Raw genomic sequence first — 17,905 nt, 5'->3', positions numbered from 1 at the left:
TCCAGTAACAATCTCAAAGGAAACCTCTTGACGAGGTTCATAAATTTACTGGCTATTCGGCACGCTGTTGAGTTCTCAAAGAACACGCGCTCACCATCACGTCCCGCGTCTTACCGCGGTTCATTCCGGGGCTTTGTGTTTCCGGTGTTTCGCTTGCTGTGGTTGAACCTTAGCTCGTTCGTTTTCGCGGTGTCAAATCGGCCGGTTTCGGCTTCTCGGCTCCGCGACAAACTCGCTTAGCATTCAATTTGTATCAGTTTCCAGAGCGGAGGCAGCACGCTGTGCTGCTTATTCGTTTCTGGGAGCTTGACGCCGCAGTAGTCTACTCGGCCCGATTCGCGGTGTCAACCGCTCGTTCCGAGGTTCTTGCTGGCGACTCGGTAAAAGTTACTCATGACCTTCGCCGGTGTCAAATCGCCTGGTCAGCGGCCTGCTGGAGCGGTGCGCGCCGGCATGGCCACCTGTGGACCCGGTCCTTTGGGCGCCACCGGACGGGGTCGCAGCCAGAGCGAGATGGACCGCATGCCCTCCATCGCGGTGACGATCTGCTCCGGCGTGGCCGGTTCGCGGGTCGGCACGGGCACCAGGTCGTAGCCCCAGATCCGGAACTCCTTCAAGACCGTGACCGGATCGTCGCCGAAACCCGCCGTCGCCGTGGCGGAGAAGTCCAGGAACACGTGCGGGCGATCCCGGCGCAGCAGGCGCACCAGTCCGGCCAGCGCGCGATGACCGCGACCGGGCGCGTCGACCCGGACGACGGACAGCTTGCGGCCCTGCAACAACGGCACGGCCTCCAGCTCCTTGTCGAGCCTGGCCGCACGCACCCGCGGCACGTCGTCACCGGCGCCCTCCGGCAGCGGCGCCACCGACACCCCGCCCGTCAACGACGGTTGGGTGGCCAGCTCACCGGTGCTCTCCCACGCGGCGGCGTCGACCAGGACGAGCTGCTGCGCCACCCGTTCGGGCAAGTTGACGTCGACGTTGTGCCGCAGCAGCGCCCGCGACGACTCGCACGGCTCGACCGCGACCACCGCGCCGCCCGTGCCGAACCGGCTGAGCATGCGCACGGTCTGGTACCCGATGTACGCGCCGACGTCGAGGAAGATCCCGTCCGGCTCGACGACCGCGTCGATCAGCTCGGACAGGTCGCTCTCCCACACCCCGTTGCTGGACAGCATCGGGAGCATGAACGCGTCGTCCGACGGCAGCCGCAGCAGGCCGACGTCGGTCAGCACGAGCGAGCTGCGCGGCACGGAGTCGCTGTGCCGTTCGTGCTCGCGCACGACGACGCGGCGCAGGGCGTCGGCGGTCTGCTGGGCCTGGTTCGCGGCGCGCAGGCCGACGTCGAGCTTGGTGTCGCGGTCGCGCAGCACGTCCACGACCTTGGACTCCAGCGAGTCGATCCGGTCGAGGGTGCGTTCGAGCGCGACGGCGAGCTTGTCGATGCGCTGGGCCAGGGCGTCGCCCTGCTTGGCGCGCTTGGCGGCCTCGGCGACCACCGCGTCCTCGATCTCGCGCACCCGCCGTCCCTGGCCGGCCATGTCCGCGCGGACCCGGACGACGGCGTCGTCGACGCCCACGAGCTGGTCGGCGAGGTGGCCCTGGTGCTCGGCGTGCTGTTCCAGCTCGGCGCGCAGCACCTCCAGCTCGCTCAGGCCGACGCCGCCGGAGATGTCGTCCTGGCGGCGGACCAGCTCGGAGACCGTGCGCTCGACCCCGTCGACCAGGGACGTGAGCACGTCGCGCATGTGGTTGTCGTAGTGGTCGAGGACGCGCAGGACCATCTTGCGCAGCTGCGGCGCCATGGGCGTGCGGCTGGCCGTGCCGACGTCGGGTTGGCGCAGCAGGGCGTGCTTCGCCGAGTGCAGCGCCTTGAGCGGGTCGACGGTCGGCGCGGGCTTGGCCCGGCGGGCGCGCCAGCCGCGGTAGGCGTGCTCGACGCGTTCGCGGAGGATCTCGCCGACCTTGGCGACGTCACGGGTGGCGCGGACGTGGTCGCGTCCCTTGAGGCCGATCGCGACGGCCGTCGGCAGGTCTTCGGCGAGGGCGCGCATGAGCTTGGCGGCGGCCTGGACGTCGGGTTCGACGCCCTGGCGGCACGGCACGAAGATCACCGCGTTCTTGTCGAACAGCTCGGCGACCGCGCCGTGGTCGGAGGTCAGGATCGGCGTGGCGCGGGCGGCGTGCTCGGCGAGGGTGTGCGCGATCCGGTCGCACGCGCCGCCCCGATGCAGGTGGACGAGGCAGTCGACGGCGCCGAGGGTGTCGACCAGCTCGATGCGCGGGTCCGCGGCGGTGGCCAGGCGCAGCCGTTCGGCGGCCTCTGGGTGCGCGTGCGCGTTGCCGACCTCGATGCGCAGCGTCACGTCGTTGCGGTCGGGGAAGGCGGAGAGGAACGCGGAGACGGCGCCCAGCACGTTGCCCGCGCGGTCGAGGGCGTGATCGGCGAGAGCGCCGAAGATCACCCCATCGTGTGCTTCGAGGGCTTGGTCCTCGGCTTCCGGGACGGGGAGCGGGAGGACGCGGACGGTCGGGCCGCCCTGGCGTTCGAGGGTGGCGCGGGTCGTCTCGGAGGGGACCCAGAGTTCGGCCGCGTCGGTCGGCTGGTCGTCGTCGAGGAGGTAGTCGACGACGAAGCGGCTGTCCGGCACGCGTTCGGTGGCGCCGACGCGGATCACGACCGGGTAGCCGGCGTCGGTCGAGGTCGGGAGGCCGGACGCGCGGGCGGCGGCGTGGACGAGCTCTGCGATCGGGCCGGAGCCGAGGACGGAGACGCCGAGCTGGTCGTGCAGCACGGGTCCTTCGGCGCGGGGCCGCGGCACGGCGGCCACCGGCAACCGGCCCGCGGCCACGCCGACGGTCGCGCACCAGTCGCGGAACGCCGGGCCGTCCTCGCCGAACGGGTCGGGGAACTGGGTGCGGAGGGCCTGGTCGGAACGCCAGAGCGCGACGGCCCAGCGCGTGCTGCCGGGTAGGCCTGGCACCGACTCGCTCGCCCAGGCCACGAACGCCGCCCCGCCGTCCGGACCGAAGGCCGGGGGTGGCGTGCGGCGGGTGGATGGTGATGCGAGGGCTGGGGTTGCGGCGGCCGGGGTTGAGGCGGCCGGTGGTTCGACAGCCGGTGACGGGATAGCCGGGTCGATGCCCGAGCTGGGGAGGGGTGCGGAGGGCTCGGCGGCCGGGTGGGGCTGGTCGGCGGCGGGCTCAGGGGTTTCGGGTGCTGAAGCGGTGATGCCCGGCTCGATCTCGGCGGACGCGGATGCGGATGCGGGCCCGGACGCGGCGATGTCGGCGGTCGGCTCGGCTTCGGCTTCGGCTTCGGCTTCGGCTTCGGCTTCGGCGGATGGTGTGGCATGGCCGGCGCTGTCGACGGCAAGCTCGGCGCGGTCGGCGGCAGGGTCGGCCGGCTCGGCACCCTCGGCGGCGGGCTCGTCTTCAGCGGCCGGTGCGGAGTCGGAGGGCTCCGCGGTGGTCGATTCCGGCTCGGCGGTTTCCCGCTCGGGCTGGGCAGGTGTGGGCGCTTCGTGATCGGCGAGCGCTTCCGCGGCGGCCGGATCCGGCTGGTGGATCAGGTTCGCGGGCGCCGTGGGCGGGTGGGTGCCGTTCACGGTCGGCGTGGTGGCCGGGGGTGGGGTGTCGGTGGCCTGCTCGGCGGCCCGTTCAGCGGGGGCCGTGGTGCCTGGGCTGAAGGCCGAGCCCGGGTGGGTGCGGGCGGCTTCGCGGTAGTCCGCGCGCAGTTCGTCCGGGATCTGGGTGCCGTCCGGCAGTTGGCCGAAGCCGTAGCGGACCCTCTGCGGTGAATGGCCCTTGCGCACCAGTTCCGCCCGGTACGCCGTGCAGAGCTCCGCCAGGTGCGGGTGCTCCGAGAGCAGGACCCGGGGGCGGTCGGCGAAGGCGGCGGACAGCAGCCACGGGCGGTGGGGGTCGAAGCCGGCGAAGTGGACGCTGCGGACCGGCTCGCCGATCGTCGTCAACGTGCCGTCCGGGCGGCGGTGGAGGTCTCGTTGCGAGGCGTTCCACACCGACAGGCCGACCGTCGCGTCACGCAGGACGTGCAGGTTGACCAGCGCGGGAGCCATGTCGAGCACGGCCTTGGTGGCGTCGGGCGTGCGGCGCAACTGCTCGCCGAGCGACCGCAGGAACGGCTCCGCGCCCGGTGCGACCAGCAGGAATCCCGGGTCGAAGACGCCGGTTTCGATGAGCTCGGTGGGTGTCGGGCGCAGGCCGTCGTCCGGCAGCGGCCGCAGCGCCCGCGGCACCAGGACCAGCGGGCCGCGGCGCACGGCGGCCTCGACCAGGTCCGTGAGCGGGTGGAGCACCTGCACCCACGGGTCCAGGTAGAGCACGGGCACGCCCTGGCCGAGCAGCTGTTCCAGCAGCTTGGGCCGCAGCACGCCGCACAGCTGCGACGCCGTGCAGCCGGTGGCCAGCTCGGCCAGCTCGTCCTGGCTCATCCCCAGGTCGGCGGGGGTGACGAGGCCCGGACCGGAGTTCTCCGGCAGGGCGTCGACCACCAGCGCCATGAACCTGGCCTGCGGGTGGTTGGCCAGGAAAGAGCTGGACAGCACCTTCACCGCGGGCAGTTCGGCGGCGGTCGCCACCGTGCAGGCGATGAACGTGGGACGGGATTCCGGACGCGCGGGCACCTCGGTCACGGTCTGCAAACCTAGCTTCTCCGAGTGCCCGGTGTGGACCACCCGCACGGGTGTCTCCCTCACAGGACCGGCAACAGGGTGCGCAACTCGTACGGCGTGACGCTGCGCCGATACGCGTCCCACTCGGTGCGCTTGTTGCGCAGGAAGAAGTCGTACACGTGCTCGCCGAGCGCTTCGGGGAGCAGTTCGGAGTTCTCCATCTCGGTCAACGCCTCGCCGAGGTTCTGCGGCAGGTTGTCGTACCCGGCGGCGCGCCGTTCGCGGTCGGTCAGCGACCACACGTCGTCCTCGGCGGGCGGCGGCAGCTCGTAGCCCTTCTCGATGCCCTTGAGCCCGGCCGCCAGTATCACCGCGTAGGCCAGGTACGGGTTGCAGGCGGAGTCGAGCGAGCGGATCTCCACCCGGCGCGACGACGACTTGCCGGGCGAGTACATCGGCACGCGGACCAGCGCGGACCGGTTCGCGTGGCCCCAGCACACCGCCGTCGGCGCCTCGCCGCCCACGATCAGCCGCTTGTAGGAGTTCACCCACTGGTTGGTCACGCCGGAGATCTCGCGGGCGTGCTTGAGCAGGCCGGCGACGAACATCTTGCCGGTGTCGGACAGCTGGTACGGGTCCTCGGCGTCGTAGAACGCGTTGCGGTCGCCCTCGAACAGGCTGACGTGCGTGTGCATGCCGCTGCCGGGCTGGTCGGTGAACGGCTTGGGCATGAACGAGGCCCGCACGCCCTGCGTGATCGCGACTTCCTTGATCACGTACCGGAACGTCATCACGTTGTCGGCCATGGTCAGCGCGTCGGCGTAGCGGAGGTCGATCTCCTGCTGGCCGGGCGCGCCCTCGTGGTGGCTGAACTCGACCGAGATGCCCATCGCCTCCAGCGCCTCGATGGCGTGGCGGCGGAAGTGGGTGGCGGTCTCGTGGCTGGTCTGGTCGAAGAAGCCGCCGTTGTCCGCCGGGGCGGGCTCGCTGCCGTCGTCCGGCAGGCCCTTGAGCAGGAAGAACTCCATCTCCGGGTGCACGTAGCAGGTGAAGCCCGCCTCGCTGGCCTTGGCCAGGGTGCGGCGCAGCACGTGCCGCGGGTCCGCCCACGACGGGGAGCCGTCCGGCATGGCGATGTCGCAGAACATCCGCGCCGAGTAGTGGCTCTTGTCTGGCGTCTGCCAGGGCAGCACCTGGAACGTCGACGGGTCCGGCTTGGCCACCATGTCGGACTCGTACACGCGGGCGAAGCCCTCGATGGCGGAGCCGTCGAAGCCGATGCCCTCGCTGAAGGCGCCTTCGAGCTCCGCGGGAGCGATCGCCACCGACTTGAGGAAGCCCAGGACGTCGGTGAACCAGAGCCGGACGAACCGGATGTCGCGTTCCTCGAGGGTGCGGAGCACGAACTCCTGCTGGCGGTTCATGACCCGAAGCCTAGGTAAGGACGGTTAACCGTGCGTTGCCGACTCGGCCGAACGCACTGGGCCGTTTGCCGCCCCGAGAGGATTGCGCAGGTCAGGGACTTGCCGTGGTGTTTCGCGGTGCCTCGGGACGGCTCGATCTACGATTCACCCCATGCTCCCTCGTCGCGCCCTGATCGGGTCGCTCGTGCTCGCCGTCGTGGCGGGCTGCACGTCCTCCGGTGGCGCCGGGGCCCTGCCCGACGGGCCGGACCTGCTGGCCAAGGCGTCCGCCGGGATGAAGTCCGTGACCAGCACCCACTTCACGATCAAGGTCGACGGCGAGCTGCCGGGCGTGACCGTGAAGGACGCCGAGGGCGACCTGAACGCCGAGGGCGAGTCGCAGGGGCGGGCGAAGGTCGAGCAGTTCGGCCAGCTGATCGAGGTCGAGTACGTGCTGGTCGGGCAGGACCTGCACTTCAAGGGTCCGACGGGCGGGTTCACCAAGCTGCCCGCGGCGCTGGCGGGCCAGGTGTACGACCCGACCGCGATCCTGGACCCGGACCGGGGCGTGGCCCGCGTGCTGGCCGACGCGCGTGACGCGAAGACGGTGTCGAACGACGACGGCGTGGCGGTGGTCGAGGCGACCGTGCCGCGTGACGTGGTCGCCGGGCTGGTGCCGGGGATCGACGCGGACGTCGCGTCGACGTTCTCGGTGCAGGACGAGAAGCTGCGCAAGGCGCTGTTCACGCTGCCGAGCGGCGCGAAGGTGACGATCGAGCTGTCCGACTTCAACAAGCCCGTCACCGTTTCGCCGCCCGCGTGAGTTCGGCGGTGGGTTCCGGGGTGGGTGCGGTGGGCGCGGTCAGGGCTCGGCGGCTGGCGATCGGCGCGGGCGCGGCGGCGGTGCTGCTGGGCGCGCTCGACGCGTACGTGGTCGTCGGCGTGCTCGTGGACATGGTGCGTGACCTGGGCATCCCGGTGAACCACCTGGAACGCGCGACGCCCGTGGTGACCGGGTACCTGCTCGGGTACGTCGCCGGGATGCCGTTGCTCGGGCAGTTGTCGGACCGGTTCGGGCGGCGGTTGGTGCTGCACCTGTGCCTGGTCGGGTTCGCGGTCGGCTCGGCGGTGACCGCGTTGGCGGGCGACCTGCCGCTGCTGGTGGCCGGGCGGGTGGTGCAGGGGCTGGCCGGTGGGGCGTTGCTGCCGGTGACGATGGCGCTGGTCGCGGACCTGTGGGCGGCCGAACGGCGTGCGTCGGCGTTGGGTGTGGTGGGCGCGGCGCAGGAGTTGGGCAGTGTGCTCGGCACGCTGTACGGCGTCGGGTTGGCGTCGTTGTTCAACGCGTGGTCGTTCTTCGAGTCGGTGGAGCCGCAGAGCTGGCGGTGGGTGTTCTGGGTGAACCTGCCGTTGGCGGCGGTCGCGATGGCGGTCGTGCAGGTGACCGTGCCGCGGTCGGTCCGGTCGTCGGTGCGGATCGACTTCGTCGGCGGCGGCTTGTTGGCGTTGGCGTTGTCGTTGCTGGTCGTGGGGCTGTACAACCCCGATCCGTCGCGGTCGGTGCTGCCGTCGTGGGGGTGGCCGGCGCTGGGTGGGGCCGCGGTGGTGTTCGTCGGGTTCGTGCTGTGGGAGCGGCGGTCGTCGGTGCGGCTGCTGGATCCGGCGGGGGTGGCCATGCGGCCGTTCCTGGCGTCGCTGGGTGTGTCGTTGGCGGCCGGTGCGGCGTTGATGGTGACGTTGGTGGACGTGGAGCTGTTCGCGCAGACCGTCCTGGGGCGTGACTCGGCCGCGGCGGCGGGGATGTTGGCGCGGTTCCTGATCGCGTTGCCGGTGGGCGCGTTGGTCGGCGGGTGGTTGGCGGCGCGCACCCCGTTGGGTGACCGGTGGGTGTCGTTCGTCGGGTTGGCGGTGGCTTCGGGCGCGTACGTGCTGATCGCCCAGTGGCCGGCTTCGGTGTCGTCGTTCGTGGTGGGGCGGGACCTGGCGGTGGCCGGGTTCGGGTTGGGTTTGGTGATCGCGCCGGTGTCGGCGGCGGTGCTGCGGGTCGTGCCGTCCGCGCAGCACGGTGTGGCGTCGGCCGCGGTGGTGGTGGCGCGGATGACCGGGATGCTGGTCGGGGTGGCCGGGTTGTCGGCGTGGGGCCTGCACCGGTTCCGCGAGCTGACGGCGGACCTGGACACGCCGCTGCCGTTCGGGATGTCGCCGGAGGAGTTCGCCGAGAAGGCGGCGGCTTACCGGGAGGCGCTGACGGCGGCGCTGCTGACGGAGTACCACGAGATTTTCTGGATCACGGCGGTGATCTGCGGTGTCGGGGCGGTGGTGTCGCTGCTGCTGCCCCGTGCGGGTCGTTGAGTCTCGGGTTTCCGGCTTCAACGGTTCGGTTGGATACCATCGCGGGGTGGCTTGGAACACCGAGGAGACGCGTCGGCGCCTGAAGGAGGCGGCGGTCGTCGAGTTCGCCGCGCACGGGTTGGCGGGCACTCGGGTGGAGCGGATCGCGGCGCGGGCCGGGGTGAACAAGGAGCGGTTGTACAACTACTTCGGCGACAAGGAACAGCTGTTCCACTCGGTGTTGTCGGACGAGTTGGCGAAGATCGCGGCGGCCGTGCCGTTCGACGCGGAGTCGTTGCGGGATGTGGGTGAGTACGCCGGGCGGTGCTTCGACTACCACGTGGCGAATCCGCATCTGGTGCGGTTGTTGCAGTGGGAGGCGTTGGCGTACGGGGACGGGGCGGTGCCCGACGAGGAGGGGCGGGCGGCGCACTACCGGCGGAAGGTCGAGGCTTTCCGGTCGGCTCAGGCGGACGGGGTGATGTTCGCGTCGCCGGCGGCCGCCGACCTGGTGTTCTTGATCATGTCGCTGTCGTCGTGGTGGCTGGCCGTGCCCCAGGTGGCCCGGATGGTGACGGGGCAAGTCGATCTGGCCCACCGCCGTGCGGCGGTCGTGGAGGCCGCGCGTCGAATGGCATCTGCGCAGGTCAAGACTTCGCGGTAGGCTCGGTTCGACCGAGGGGTCGAGAAACACGATCGGGTGAACCTGCCCCGAAAATGTACGGAAACACTGTTCTCGTACCTCGGTTGAAAACCAGCGGACCCGCCGAAACCACCCCCGACCGCCCGCCACCCGCTACCCGCTACCCGACGCTCGACCACCCCGGCGGCTGACCACTCCGCCGCCCCGACCGCCGCCCAGCCCTAGACGACGGCCGCACCACCCGGCCCCGCGGCAACGCACCACCCCCACGGCCCGCAAGCACGGCCCCCACGCACGGCCCCCACGCACGGCCCGCAAGCGGAAAGGCACGGCCGGCAACGGGAGCAGGAGGGCCGGAAGGGGCGGGCGATCAGGGAAGCGGGTAGTGGGCGGGCCGGGTTATGTGGATCAGGGTGGGAGTTGGAGTCGGGGTTGGGGCCGGGAGTTAGACGGTGGCGGGGTTGGGAGTTGGGCGGGGGCCCAGGACCAGCGTGGTGGCCGCGAGGATGAGCAGGCCGGCGAGGGTCAGGCAGACGGCGGCGAAGCCGGCTGGGGCCAGGGCGGTGACGAGGACCGGGCTGATGCCGCCGCCCAGGCCGACCAGGAAGCCGTAGCCCGCCAGGCCCGCGCCGCGCGCTTCGCCGGAGGCGCGGCCGACCAGGGTGACCAGGGCCGGAATGGTGACGGCCAGGCCGGCGACGAAGATCGCGCTGCCGACGAGCAGCACGGGGAGCGTGGTGGAGCCCGCTTCCAGTGCCAGGCCGCCCGCGGCGGTGAGGAAGGCGGTCGGGGCGACGCGGTGGGCGCCGAAGCGCGTGATCAATGGGCCGGCGAAGAGGCCCAGTGCGATGCCCGGCAGGCCGGGGAGGCGGAGCAGGAGCAGGTCGACGGCGTCGTGGATGCCGTAGCGGTCGCCGACGGTGGTGGTCAGGGCCGTGTACATGCCGACGAAGGTCAGCAGGAGGGTGATTCCGCCGGTGTAGGCGACCAGGAGCGCCGGGCGGCGGAGGAGGTTGGCCAGGCGGGTGAACGTGGTGGCCAGGGCGGTGGGGGTTGGGCGGGGGATTTCCGGCAGCCGGGTCAGGGTGGCGGCTACCGCCAGCAGCATCGGGGCCAGCAGCCAGAAGACCCAGCGCCAGCCGAGCGCTTTGTCGACGCCGAGGGCGTAGGCCTGGCCGATCACGCCGGCCAGCAGGAACGAGCCGGAGACGGCGGTGATGCCTACCGCGCGGCGGGCCGGTGGGAGGGCTTCGGCGACGTAGGCGAGCGACACGGACGGGATCGCGGCGGCGAGGAAGCCCTGGACGGCGCGAGCCGCGAGCAGTGGGGCGAAGTCGGTGGAGGCGCCTGCGATCGCGCTGGCCACGGCGCTCAGGGCGAGGCCGAGGGCCATCACGTGGCGGCGGTCGTAGCGGTCGGAGATGGTGCCGAAGAGCAGGTTGCCGGCGGCGAACGCGAAGCCGAAACCGCCGCCCACCCAGGCCGCGGTGGAGAGGGTGATGCCGTAGCGCTCGGCCACGCCCGGCAGCAGCGGCACGGTCAGGTAGAGCTGGCCCACGGCCAGGATCACGGCCGCCACCAGGACCGTCACCACAACGGGTGATCGGGTCACGGACCAGTTTTGACGGCGAGGGCGGCCGTCGGGGTGCTTGAGGCCCTGGCGCATGGGGTGAGGGTGGGGGTTCGGGAGAGAGGTGGCCAACGCGAGCTCCAGGTTCGGGTTCGGCGCGTGGGGTGACGAAAGGAATCCAACTGTGGCGTTGGAATTAGGGTAGGGCGACTCCACGGCTAACTCCAACGGTGGAGATGGAATGTGCGCCGCGTCACGGAGAGGGGGATGCGGTGGGGCGCGAGAAGGTGCGGCCGGAGGGGCCGGCGGAGGAGCGGCCGGAGGAGCGGCGCGCGGGCGGAGGAGCGGCGCGCGGGCGGAGGAGCGGCGCGCGGGCGGAGGCGGATGGCCGAGGCGGGCGGGCGCACGCAGAGGGGCGGAGGGCGGAGGGTGCGGACGGCGGAGGGCGCGGCAAGTGCGCCCGGAGGGGTGAAGAGAGGGTGCGCTTGGAAGGCGTGGCGAGAGATGTGCGCGGAGGGTGGCGAGAGATGCGCGAAGGGAGGGAGAGAGGGAGGGAGGGTGCGGTGGGTTCGTGGGGTGCGGTGCGTCACCGGAGGGTTGGTGGGGTCACTCGAAAGGTCGGTGTGGGGCGGTGGCGGGTGCGGGTTGGGGTTGGGGGACGGACCATGGCCGCATGACGCATCCCGAGGCGGACACCGGCGGTCAGGGGCGACGCGCGGAGGCGGACACCGGCGGTCAGGGGCGACGCGCGGAGGCGGACACCGGCGGTCAGGGGCGACGCGCGGAGGCGGACGCCGAGGGTCGGGGGCGGCGCGCTGAGGCGCAGGGCGGGCGTGGGCGGGGGTTGTGGATCGCCTTTGGGGTGATCACGTTGTTGATCGGGCTGGCCGTCCTGCTCTGGCCCGGCCTCACGCTGCTGACGGCGGCGGTGTTGTTCGGGGTGGAGATGCTCGTCACCGGGATCTTCTGGCTCGCCGCCTCCTTCACCGCGGACGAGACGGGACGACAGCGGTGGCTGTTGGCGGTGGCCGGGTTGTTGGCGCTGGTCGCGGGCATCCTGTGCCTGCGCGCGCCGTTCCAGACCCTCGCGGTGCTGGCGCTGCTGCTCGGCGCGACCTGGGTGGTCGGCGGGGTGGCCGAGATCTTCCACGGGTTCGGCCGGAGCGGCTGGGCGGTGTTCTCCGGGGCCGTCACCGCGATCGGCGGGATCGTGGTGCTCGTCTGGCCGGTGGCGAGCCTGATCGCGCTGGCCTGGCTGCTCGCCATCGTGCTGATCGTCCTCGGCGCGATGGCCATCGCGGGCGCGGTCGGCGCCGATCGCACGCCGAAGACCGCGAAGGCGACCGCGCCCACCGGCACGGCCGCCACCGCGTGACCGGTCCGGTCAGCCCTCGCGCCAGCCGCTGGTGATGGGCAGCCTGCGGTCGCGCCCGAAGGCCTTGAACGTGATCTTGGTGCCCGGCGGGTACTGGCGGCGCTTGTACTCCGCCTTGTCGACCATGCGCAGCACCTTGTCGACCAGTTCGTGCGAGAACCCCATGGCGATGAGGTCGCGGTAGCCCTTGTCGCCCTCCACGTAGTCGTCCAGCACCGAGTCGAGCAGCTCGTAGTCCGGCAGCGAGTCGGCGTCGACTTGGCCGGGACGCAGCTCGGCCGACGGCGGCTTGCTGATCGAGTTCTCCGGGATCGGCGGCAGCTCGCCCAGCTTCTCCGCCTGCGCGTTGCGCCACCGCGCCAGGTCCCACACCAGCGTCTTGAGCACGTCCTTGATCGGCGCGAACCCGCCGACCGCGTCGCCGTAGATGGTCGAGTAGCCGACGGCCAGCTCGGTCTTGTTGCCGGTGGCCAGCACCAGGTGACCGTGCTGGTTCGACAACCCCATCAACGTGACGCCGCGGCACCGCGCCTGGACGTTCTCCTCCGCCAGCCCGGTCAGCCCGAGCTGGTCGACGAAGACGCCGACCATGTCCGCGATCGGCTGCTCCGAGTAGTGGCAGCCGGTGCGCTGGGCGAGGTCGTAGGCGTCGGACTTCGAGTGGTCCGACGAGTACACCGACGGCATGGACACGCCGTAGACGTGGTCGGCGCCGAGGGCGTCCACCGACAGCGCGGCCACCACCGCCGAGTCGATGCCACCCGACAGCCCGAGGACGACCGAGCGGAAGCCGTTCTTGTGGACGTAGTCGCGCAGGCCGGTGACGAGCGCGTGCCACACCTCGGCCTCGTCGGACAGCGGTTCGGCGGGCTGCGGCACGGGTAGCGGGTCGTAGGCCGGGAGGGGGTCATGGGACAAGGATCGGCGGTGGACCATAAACCCGCCGTAACCACCTTCCGTGCGGGGCGCACCGCCGGGGAGGTCGAGGTCCAGCACGACGAGGTGCTCCACGAACTGGGGCGCACGGGTGATCAGCGAGCCGTCCGCGGACACCACCATCGTGTCACCGTCGAACACCAGCTCGTCCTGCCCGCCGATCAGGTTCACGTACGCGAGGGGCGCGCCCGCCTCGACCGCGCGCCGGGCCACGAGCGGCAGCCGCGCGTCGTCCTTCTTCCGCTCGTACGGCGAGGCGTTCGGCGAGACCACGAGGTCCACGCCCGCCTCACCCAGGGCGGCGATCGGACCGCCGTCCTGCCACAGGTCCTCGCAGATCACCATGCCGACCTCCACGCCGTGCACGCGCACGACGTCGAGCGTGTCGCCGGGGGTGAAGTACCGGCGTTCGTCGAACACGCCGTAGTTCGGCAGGTGGTGCTTGTGCTGCCGGGCCACCACCTCGCCCCGGTGCAGCACGGCGGCGGCGTTGCGCATGCCGCGCTCGTCGCGGTCGAGGTAGCCGACGAACACCGCCAGCTCACCGCACCCCGCGTCGTCCAGCCTGGCCGCGAGCGCGGTCAGGGCCTCCTTGGACGCCTCGGCGAACGACACGCGCAGCGCCAGGTCCTCGACCGGGTACCCGGTCAGCGCCATCTCGGGGAAGACCGCGAGGTGGGCGCCCGCCTCCACGGCCTTGCGGGACCACTCGACGACAAGTTCGGTGTTGCCCGCCAGGTCGCCGACACAGGCGTTGACCTGGGCGAGGGCGAGTCGGAGCTGTGGCATGGGGGCATTCTCGCTCACTCGGAGCAGCCAAGGCGCGCGTTGTGGCGGACGTGTCACACCTACGATCGAAGACGTGCGCCGTCCGATGATGCTGTTCCTCGCCCTCCCGCTCCTCGCCTCGTGCACGAGCGTGCTGCCCGGGTCGCCCACGGCGGGGACCGCGCTGGAGAAAAGAGGACCGGCCGGGGTCGTGCCCGCGGGGCTCGAGCGGTTCTACGGCCAGCAGTTGGGCTGGGAGGACTGCGCGCCGTACGCGACGACCGGGACGACGACGTCGCTGTTCAAGAACAAGAAGTCGCTCGAGTGCGCCCGCTTGGAGGTGCCGCTCGACTACGGCAAGCCCGAGGGCCGCACGATCAAGATCGGCCTGCTGCGGCAGCCCGCGACCGGTGACCGGATCGGCTCGCTCGTGATGAACCCGGGCGGTCCGGGAGCGTCCGGCATGGCCGCGGCGGCGGGCATGGGCTCGCAGGTCAAGTCGTCGCCGGTGGGTGAGCGGTTCGACCTGATCGGGTTCGACCCGCGTGGCATCGGGGCGAGCGAGCCGCAGGTCAAGTGCCTGACCGACGCCGAGCGGGACGCCGACCGGCTCGACAACGACGTCGACACGTCACCGGCGGGCCTGGCGCAGACCGAGGCGGAGAACAAGGCGTACGCGGAGAAGTGCGCCGCGGTGACGGGCGCCGACGTGCTGGCCAACGTCGGCACGCGGGACGTCGTGCGCGACCTGGACGTCATGCGGTCCGCGCTCGGCGACGAGAAGCTGACCTACCTGGGCTACTCGTACGGCACGCACATCGGCGCGGCGTACGCGCAGGCGTTCCCGGGCAACGTGCGGGCGCTCGTGCTGGACGGCGCGGTCGACCCGACGCAGAACCAGGTCGAGTCGCTGATCGCGCAGGGCGCCGGGTTCCAGAAGGCGTTCGACGCGTTCGCCGCGTGGTGCGCGACGCGGCAGGACTGCGCGCTGGGCACGGATCCGGCGAAGGCGAACCAGGCGTTCCGGGACCTGACGCTGCCGCTGGTGCAGCGGCCGGTGGCGGTGGGCGAGCGGAAGCTGTCGTACAACGACGCGATCACCGGCGCGATCCAGGCGATGTACTCGGAGGAGCTGTGGGCGCCGCTGAACTCCGGGTTGACGGAGTTGAAGAACAACCGCGGTGACGTGCTGATGTTGTTGGCGGACAACTACTTCGACCGCGACAAGGAAGGGCGCTACTCCACGATCACGGACGCGTTCGTCGCGGTGAAGTGCGTGGACGAGCCCCGGGTGACGGACAAGAACGTGCTCAACGACGTGGCGCGGCGGTACAAGGAGGCCGCGCCGTTCCTGGACGACGGCCAGCCGGCGGGCGCGGCGCTGGACGCGTGCGCGTTCTGGCCCGTGCCGCCGAGCGTGCAGGAGCACAAGCCGGTGTCCGGGCTGCCCCCGGTGCTGGTGATCTCGACGACGGGCGACCCGGCGACGCCGTACGAGGCGGGTGCCAACCTGGCGAAGGAGTTGGGCGGCGGGCTGCTGACGTTCGAGGGCAACCAGCACACCGTCTACTTCCACGGCAACGAGTGCGTGGACGACGCCGGGCACGCGTACCTGATCGAGGTGAAGCTGCCGCCCGAGGGGACGCGTTGTTCCTGAGCGGTCCACACTTTTCCGCGCCTTTCCACTTTTTGCGGTTTCCTCATAGGCCGACCGTGTGATCTCACGTCGGGTGCCGCCGTTCAGGGCTAAGCTCGCCGTCACACTTGCGAGGGGGAAGCATGACGGTCGACGGCGTGGCCGACGCCACCGAAGCGGATTTAGCCGGATTACGCGACAAACTGCGGGACCGGGAGGTCTACATAACGAACCTCCCGCGGTCACCCATGAATCTACTGCTGGTCGAACTCGTCAACGAACGCGTGGCGCACCGCACCTCGGATCCGGCTTTGATCAGGAGGTTCACCCCCCTCAACGACGCCGAACTGGAGTACGACGGAAGGCGCACGGAGATCATCGGCGAAACGGGCGCAATCGTCGTCTGGGCCGGCGGCAAGGTGTCGCAGAACTACGTCACCCGATTTCGCCGGAAGTACGTCGAGGTCGACAAGGAGTTGCGGACCAACCACGCCAAGACGGAGGAACTCGCCGGTTTGGTCGCCGACGGCGTCCCCAGCCGCGTGCCGCACCAGGTCCTCGACCAGGAGGTGATCCACCCCGAGGCCATGGTCGAGGTGCAGCGGGTGCTGGCGGAGTTCGTCGAGGACCGGATCACCTTCTGCGTGCCGCCGGACGACGCGCTCGTCCACCTGCCGGACGAGGTTCCGCTACCGGACGGTGCGCGGCCCTATCAGTTCTCGACCGCGCCGAAGTCGATTACCGTCCCCGTTCCGCGACCGACGCCCAAGTACTTGATCGTCATCACCATCGGGCACGGCAGCGATGACGGTCAGACGTTCTTCCCGCCGGTCGGCACCGTGACCGCGCAAGTGCTCGCCGACGGCCTCGGCCCGGCGCCGGACGCCGCGTTGTGCGTTCCGCTCCAGTGCTTCCCGATGCAGTCGGTGAACGCCTGGCAGGGCGTTGCCGGCTGGTCCGCGAAAATCACCTCGGCGAGCATCCCGCACCTGAACGAGTCGAACGACGCGGAAATGCTCGCCTGGATCAGGGCGCACCTGGCCGACGAGATCGCCAAGTGGTTCGACGGGCTGGTCTGATCGTGCCGACAAGGGGGAGGAACGAATCATGACCGGACCAGGGCACGAACTCGAGGACATGCAGCTCGGAAACCTGGCGGGGGTTTTCGACCGCATTTCCGCCGTGCTCCGCCGCGGCGTGCACGTCCAGCTGCTGACCGAGCACCGCGCGACCATGGAACTGCTGAACGTCTCGCACGTCGGGCAGCGCGCGCGCCTGGGCAGGCTGTTCGACGGCGTCGAGGCGCAGGCGCGGAGCACCAAGGACGACCCGGATGTCGCGCTGGCCTGGATCGCCTACTCCTACACGTGCGAGTACACCGAGCTCCTGGTCGAGAACCCCGCGCCGACCGGTGCCGGGGCACCCGGCGAGCCGCACCTGATGGAGCTGCGCAAGCAGGCCATGGAGAACGTCATCGCCCAGCGCACCAAGCTGCTGGTCAACGTGCCGTCCATCACCGACGCCCTCTTCGCCGGCACCGACAAGAAGGTGTCCGAGCTGTTCAAGTTCCGGGTGGTCGACGGCCGCGGCGTGCCCCCGCAGCTCCCCGGAGGCCAAGCGGCCGCGGCGCTGGCCTCGCTCCGGCAGAACCTGGCAGGCAGCGCGTTCGCGCCGCTGGCCGAGGCCGACTGGTCGGGCTCGCTCGGCCCGAACCACAAGATCCTGCGCGTGGACACCAGGGGCTCCGAGTTCGACCTCGGCGGCGTCCCGGTCGTGCTGGTGGAGGGCGTGCTCGACCCGAAGCTCACGCAGAAGACGGTGACCGGCGGGCGGGTCGTGCTCGCCGACGGGACCTCGCACGCGCAGGTCGGCGGGAACTTCGTCGGCAACCTCGTCAGCCAGCGCCGCCTGTACGCGGGCGACCAGGTCGAGTACGACACCAGCCACATGGCGCCGACCCTCGCCGGTGACGCGCACTGGCAGGGCAAGGCCGCCGACTGGCGCATCGACAAGGGCGGCAACCGCCGGACCTACTACGCCGAGGTCCACCCGAAGATCGCCCAGTACCTGATCAGCCTGGTGCCAGCGGACCGCGACGCGATCACCGTCCTGGACATCGCGGGCGGCAACGGCGACCTGGCCGAACGGATCATCAGGGAGCTGGGCGGGGCACGCCCCGAGGGTGACCTGCGGGTGAGGTACGTGGTGGTCGACTACAGCGAGGACGACATCGCCGTGGCGGAGGAGCGCTTCGCGACGCTCGCCGACACCCACCCGTTCGCCAGGACGACGGCCCTCGTGCGGGACATGTTCGAGTACGGCCACGACGCCGGGGCCATGCTGGGCGACATCGGCCTCAAGGCGGCCGACTTCGTCATCAACTCGGGCGGCCTGCTCAACAACCAGATCGGCGACGACCCGGAGACCCCGCGGCGCTTCGCCCGGATGTACGCGGACCTGCTGGCGCCCGGCGGGTACGGCATCTACTCCGGCCTCACCCCGTTGCTGATCAACTCGGCGACGCACCGGAAGCAGGGGCTGGAGATCCGCAACCTCTACGACATCGAGACCGAGCACCAGATGCACGTGGTGCGCCGCTTGGGCTAGCG

11 protein-coding genes are annotated in these 17,905 nt (G+C 71.1%); 7 read left to right on the top strand and 4 right to left on the bottom strand.

Annotated features, from left to right (window positions below; genetic code table 11):
* Positions 1-422 precede the first annotated feature (422 nt).
* Positions 423-4,703 carry an FkbM family methyltransferase gene (locus AB0I91_RS40785; RefSeq protein ID WP_499641695.1) on the bottom strand — a complete coding sequence of 1,427 codons (4,281 nt, stop codon included), beginning with the start codon at positions 4,701-4,703 and terminating at the stop codon, positions 423-425.
* A gap of 11 nt (positions 4,704-4,714) precedes the next feature.
* Positions 4,715-6,058 carry a glutamine synthetase family protein gene (locus AB0I91_RS40780; RefSeq protein ID WP_053715424.1) on the bottom strand — a complete coding sequence of 448 codons (1,344 nt, stop codon included), beginning with the start codon at positions 6,056-6,058 and terminating at the stop codon, positions 4,715-4,717.
* Between the two features lie 151 nt (positions 6,059-6,209).
* Between AB0I91_RS40780 and AB0I91_RS40775 the strand changes: the two genes are divergently transcribed.
* The 3 genes from AB0I91_RS40775 to AB0I91_RS40765 are packed head-to-tail and all read left to right on the top strand — an operon-like array spanning position 6,210 to position 9,032.
* Positions 6,210-6,860 carry an LppX_LprAFG lipoprotein gene (locus AB0I91_RS40775; protein ID WP_499617863.1) on the top strand — a complete coding sequence of 217 codons (651 nt, stop codon included), beginning with the start codon at positions 6,210-6,212 and terminating at the stop codon, positions 6,858-6,860.
* A gap of 29 nt (positions 6,861-6,889) precedes the next feature.
* Positions 6,890-8,389, top strand: a complete 1,500-nt coding sequence (locus tag AB0I91_RS40770) for an MFS transporter (RefSeq protein WP_499617864.1) — start codon at positions 6,890-6,892, stop codon at positions 8,387-8,389.
* Positions 8,390-8,435: 46 nt separating this feature from the next.
* Entirely contained in the window at positions 8,436-9,032 is a 597-nt protein-coding gene (locus AB0I91_RS40765; RefSeq protein ID WP_498774632.1) for a TetR/AcrR family transcriptional regulator, read from the top strand.
* A gap of 424 nt (positions 9,033-9,456) precedes the next feature.
* Here AB0I91_RS40765 and AB0I91_RS40760 read toward each other — a convergent pair whose 3' ends face one another.
* Positions 9,457-10,623 carry an MFS transporter gene (locus tag AB0I91_RS40760; RefSeq protein ID WP_499617865.1) on the bottom strand — a complete coding sequence of 389 codons (1,167 nt, stop codon included), beginning with the start codon at positions 10,621-10,623 and terminating at the stop codon, positions 9,457-9,459.
* 631 nt (positions 10,624-11,254) lie between these two features.
* Between AB0I91_RS40760 and AB0I91_RS40755 the strand changes: the two genes are divergently transcribed.
* Positions 11,255-11,956, top strand: coding sequence for an HdeD family acid-resistance protein (locus tag AB0I91_RS40755; RefSeq protein WP_499641693.1), 702 nt, complete (start codon positions 11,255-11,257; stop codon positions 11,954-11,956).
* 9 nt (positions 11,957-11,965) lie between these two features.
* Here the strand turns inward: AB0I91_RS40755 and AB0I91_RS40750 are convergent, their stop codons facing one another.
* Positions 11,966-13,681, bottom strand: coding sequence for an NAD+ synthase (locus tag AB0I91_RS40750; protein ID WP_498774626.1), 1,716 nt, complete (start codon positions 13,679-13,681; stop codon positions 11,966-11,968).
* Between the two features lie 88 nt (positions 13,682-13,769).
* Here AB0I91_RS40750 and AB0I91_RS40745 point away from each other — a divergent pair, with 88 nt between their 5' ends.
* The 3 genes from AB0I91_RS40745 to AB0I91_RS40735 all read left to right on the top strand — a co-directional run bounded on the left by AB0I91_RS40745 (position 13,770) and on the right by AB0I91_RS40735 (position 17,903).
* The gene (locus AB0I91_RS40745) at positions 13,770-15,317 is read left to right on the top strand and encodes an alpha/beta hydrolase (RefSeq protein WP_498774658.1); all 1,548 of its coding nucleotides are present in this window, start codon (positions 13,770-13,772) and stop codon (positions 15,315-15,317) included.
* Positions 15,318-15,439: 122 nt separating this feature from the next.
* Positions 15,440-16,375 (top strand): hypothetical protein, encoded by a 936-nt coding sequence (locus AB0I91_RS40740; protein ID WP_499641691.1) that lies wholly within the window; start codon positions 15,440-15,442, stop codon positions 16,373-16,375.
* A 28-nt stretch (positions 16,376-16,403) separates the two neighbouring features.
* Positions 16,404-17,903 carry a class I SAM-dependent methyltransferase gene (locus AB0I91_RS40735; protein ID WP_499617867.1) on the top strand — a complete coding sequence of 500 codons (1,500 nt, stop codon included), beginning with the start codon at positions 16,404-16,406 and terminating at the stop codon, positions 17,901-17,903.
* Positions 17,904-17,905 lie beyond the last annotated feature (2 nt).

Source organism: Actinosynnema sp. NPDC049800 (assembly GCF_040656635.1).
Classification (GTDB): Bacteria; Actinomycetota; Actinomycetes; order Mycobacteriales; family Pseudonocardiaceae; genus Actinosynnema.
Note: the sequence above shows the minus strand (reverse complement) of the source record. Positions and strands in the feature narration are given on the sequence as shown.

What these genes read in the sequence shown, in the direction of transcription:
- AB0I91_RS40780 (WP_053715424.1), bottom strand. Translation starts at nt 6,058, where the DNA reads ATGAACCGCCAGCAGGAGTTCGTGCTCCGCACCCTCGAGGAACGCGAC.
- AB0I91_RS40775 (WP_499617863.1), top strand. Translation starts at nt 6,210, where the DNA reads ATGCTCCCTCGTCGCGCCCTGATCGGGTCGCTCGTGCTCGCCGTCGTG.
- AB0I91_RS40755 (WP_499641693.1), top strand. Translation starts at nt 11,255, where the DNA reads ATGACGCATCCCGAGGCGGACACCGGCGGTCAGGGGCGACGCGCGGAG.
- AB0I91_RS40750 (WP_498774626.1), bottom strand. Translation starts at nt 13,681, where the DNA reads ATGCCACAGCTCCGACTCGCCCTCGCCCAGGTCAACGCCTGTGTCGGC.
- AB0I91_RS40745 (WP_498774658.1), top strand. Translation starts at nt 13,770, where the DNA reads ATGCTGTTCCTCGCCCTCCCGCTCCTCGCCTCGTGCACGAGCGTGCTG.
- AB0I91_RS40740 (WP_499641691.1), top strand. Translation starts at nt 15,440, where the DNA reads ATGACGGTCGACGGCGTGGCCGACGCCACCGAAGCGGATTTAGCCGGA.
- AB0I91_RS40735 (WP_499617867.1), top strand. Translation starts at nt 16,404, where the DNA reads ATGACCGGACCAGGGCACGAACTCGAGGACATGCAGCTCGGAAACCTG.